The organism is Paracoccus sp. TRP, assembly GCF_000185925.1.
GTDB classification, from domain to species: Bacteria; Pseudomonadota; Alphaproteobacteria; order Rhodobacterales; family Rhodobacteraceae; genus Paracoccus; species Paracoccus kondratievae.
Genome location: NZ_AEPN01000102.1, coordinates 1 through 2,661 on the forward strand (window position 1 = coordinate 1; position 2,661 = coordinate 2,661).

At 61.1% G+C, this 2,661-nt stretch carries 3 protein-coding genes; 2 read left to right on the top strand and 1 reads right to left on the bottom strand.

The window, feature by feature from the left end; all coding sequences use genetic code 11:
* Window positions 1–185, top strand: a 185-nt coding sequence (locus tag PARACOCCUSGL_RS22555; protein WP_237701590.1) for a hypothetical protein, incomplete at its 5' end; no start/stop codon positions are given.
* A gap of 77 nt (window positions 186–262) precedes the next feature.
* Complete coding sequence (locus tag PARACOCCUSGL_RS0119955; protein ID WP_010400842.1) at window positions 263–1,291, top strand: IS110 family transposase; 1,029 nt, start codon at window positions 263–265, stop codon at window positions 1,289–1,291.
* A gap of 479 nt (window positions 1,292–1,770) precedes the next feature.
* On the opposite strand, the gene PARACOCCUSGL_RS21145 is transcribed toward PARACOCCUSGL_RS0119955, so the two are convergent.
* On the bottom strand, window positions 1,771–2,658 hold the full coding sequence (locus tag PARACOCCUSGL_RS21145) for a toprim domain-containing protein (protein ID WP_083825880.1): 888 nt from the start codon (window positions 2,656–2,658) through the stop codon (window positions 1,771–1,773).
* Window positions 2,659–2,661 lie beyond the last annotated feature (3 nt).

Consider the following 2,661-nt stretch of genomic DNA (forward strand, 5'->3'; position numbering starts at 1 on the left):
TGAAACTCGAACCGCGTGACGAATTCGCGCTGGAATTGGGTCGTCATGGTCTTTTGCCTCCGGCTGCTCGGGCCTGCGCGACATCCCGCGCGGCCTTCATGGGCTGCGAAAGCCGTGGAAGGGGACGCCTCTTCACCCCGCCTTCGGGGCCGGAACGCATGTGGAGGAGGACGGGGGGCGGCTGATTTGATGATGTGGACACCCCCACCCCAACCGTCGAATCTGGTTTCAACGGTTCTCCGGGAAGAAGGAGTGGTTGGATATGTCCGGAATGATCATTGGCCTCGATCTCGCGAAGAGCGTTTTCCAGGTCCACGCAGTCGATGCAGACGGAAAAGTCGTCATCACACGAAAGGTGCGGCGCTCCCAGATGCTCGAGTTCTTTGCGAGGTTGGATCCGTGTCTGGTTGGAATGGAGGCGTGCCCTTCCGCGCACCATTGGGCGCGAGAGCTTTCTGCCCTAGGCCACGAAGTCCGGTTGATGGTCGCGTCCTATGTGAAACCCTACGTCAAGCGCCAGAAAAACGACATGGTCGACGCCGAAGCTATCTGCGAGGCGGTGACGAGGCCGACCATGCGGTTCGTCCCGATCAAATCTGAATCGCAGCAGGCCATTCTCATGGTCCACAAAACCCGCGCTCTTTTGGTCCGCCAAAGAACAATGCTTGTGAACGCCCTGCGAGGCCATCTCACCGAGATGGGCGTCGTAGCGCCAAAGGGGATCAGACGGCATGCCGATCTCGTCGAGCGGGTGCTTGCACACGGCGCTGACGAGATTGACTTGCCGCCACTCGTGCGTGACATCGTGTTTTCCTCTGCCCGACAGATCGACTCCTTGAATGCCGAGATAAAGGAGCTCGAGAGGAAAATCCTGGAATGGCACCGCACGAGCGAAGCCAGCCAACGGCTGGCGACGATCCCCGGCGTCGGCGTGATCACCGCATCCGCAATGGCGGCCAGTGTAGTGGACCCTGCTGCCTTCAGATCGGGACGAGATCTTGCCGCATGGCTCGGCCTGACACCCCGATCCAACTCATCTGGAGGCAAAGAGCGACTTGGACGGATCACAAAGGCCGGCAATCGATATCTGAGAACCCTGCTGGTCATCGGGGCGACCGCTGTCGTCGGCTTCTCGAGGCGCTCAAACGAGGGGCCATTGTTGAGTTGGGTCAGAAAGCTCCTGCAGGCAAAATCAGCACGCCTGACCACCGTGGCTTTGGCCAACAAGATGGCACGGATCTGCTGGGCGGTGATGGCACGCAAGACCATCTACGGGGAAACAGCCGCATAAGTTCCGACGCACTGGCGTCACAACAGTTCGGAGGGTCTGCCCAAGAAGCGTGATGACTACCGGTTTTGCCGGGGATCAGGAAAACCCGTTCGCGAGACAGCGCCCGAAAGCGCGATGATTTGATAGGGACCATGATCCGCGGATATCATCAGGGCCCGCGGCCAACCGGCCGCACTACGAGGCCGGACATATGCAAGCACCCAACCGGATTCGACGCGCTTTGAGGAAAGACTTGACGAAGGGGGTGTCCACATATGCTTCGCGATGCAAAGCGGGGGCTCGTCCCCCGCGGCGGAAATCAGTTGCCCCCCGTCCTTGAAGGGGCGGCCCCTTTGACGGCCGCCTGCCCATCTCTTGAAGGACGTGCGGGTGTCGGGCGGGTTCGACAGCCAGGAAGAGGAGAAAGACGCGACCCAGTTCCTCAAGCGATGCTTGACCCCCTGCCCCGCTCCCTGACTGCTTTTGCGTTTTGAGAGAGTTCAGATCGTCAGCCGATGCAGATCCTTGAGGTCGATCTGCTGCGCCAGATGCTGACGCAGCGCTTCAGCGCCGTGGACACGGAGATCGTCGTTGAAATCCCCGAGACGTGGCTCAAGCACCTGTACGGCAATCCCGGCCTCGGTTGCTCTGGCAGTCAACCTTTCCGCCGCGCGATGCCCCGCCGGATCGCGGTCGATGGCGATGAAGAGGCGCTGCAACCCTTCCGGCAGCAGGACGGCTCCGAGGTGACCCGACGAGAGCGCCGCCCAGACGGGCAAAGAAGGTGCCGCCTCGCGGACAGACAGCATGGTCTCGATGCCTTCTCCCAGCACAAGGGTGTGATCTGCAGGAGCGATCCTGACGGCATTGCCAAGAAGGTGACCCATAGCCCGACGCGGCGTGTCGACAGCAGCCTTGTCCTGTCCGTCAGGTGCCAACCAAGTGCGATGCACGCCCTGCAAGGCCCCTGCCCCATCGGTGACCGCAGCGATTAGCGCTGGTCTGGGGATGGGCTTGGTCTGGCCTTCATCCCGATGCCAGCACTTCGGGTGGAAGCGCAGGGTTGCACTCGGCACTGCTTGGGTGACGCCCCGGGTGCGCAAGTAGACCTCGGCCAAAGAACCCGCCAAAGGCAGCGAAGCCGCAAACAAGCGCGCCGCTGCTGCTGGCGTACCCGAGGGGGATTTTCGGCTGCGCGGGGAATTGGCATCCGGAAGAATCGGCTGCGGACGGCCAAGATGCACCCGAGCCTCATTCAGAAGATCGGGAAAGCGGGTGATCCCCGTGCGTTCGCGGATGATGTCTAGGAGATCACCATGTTCGCCGGTTGCTGAATCGCTGTTATGTGGAATTCCACATAACACCGAACATGTTGCGGCGAATGTTATGTT

Excerpts from the sequence above, each read along its gene's own strand:
- PARACOCCUSGL_RS0119955 (WP_010400842.1), top strand. The coding sequence starts at position 263 with ATGTCCGGAATGATCATTGGCCTCGATCTCGCGAAGAGCGTTTTCCAG.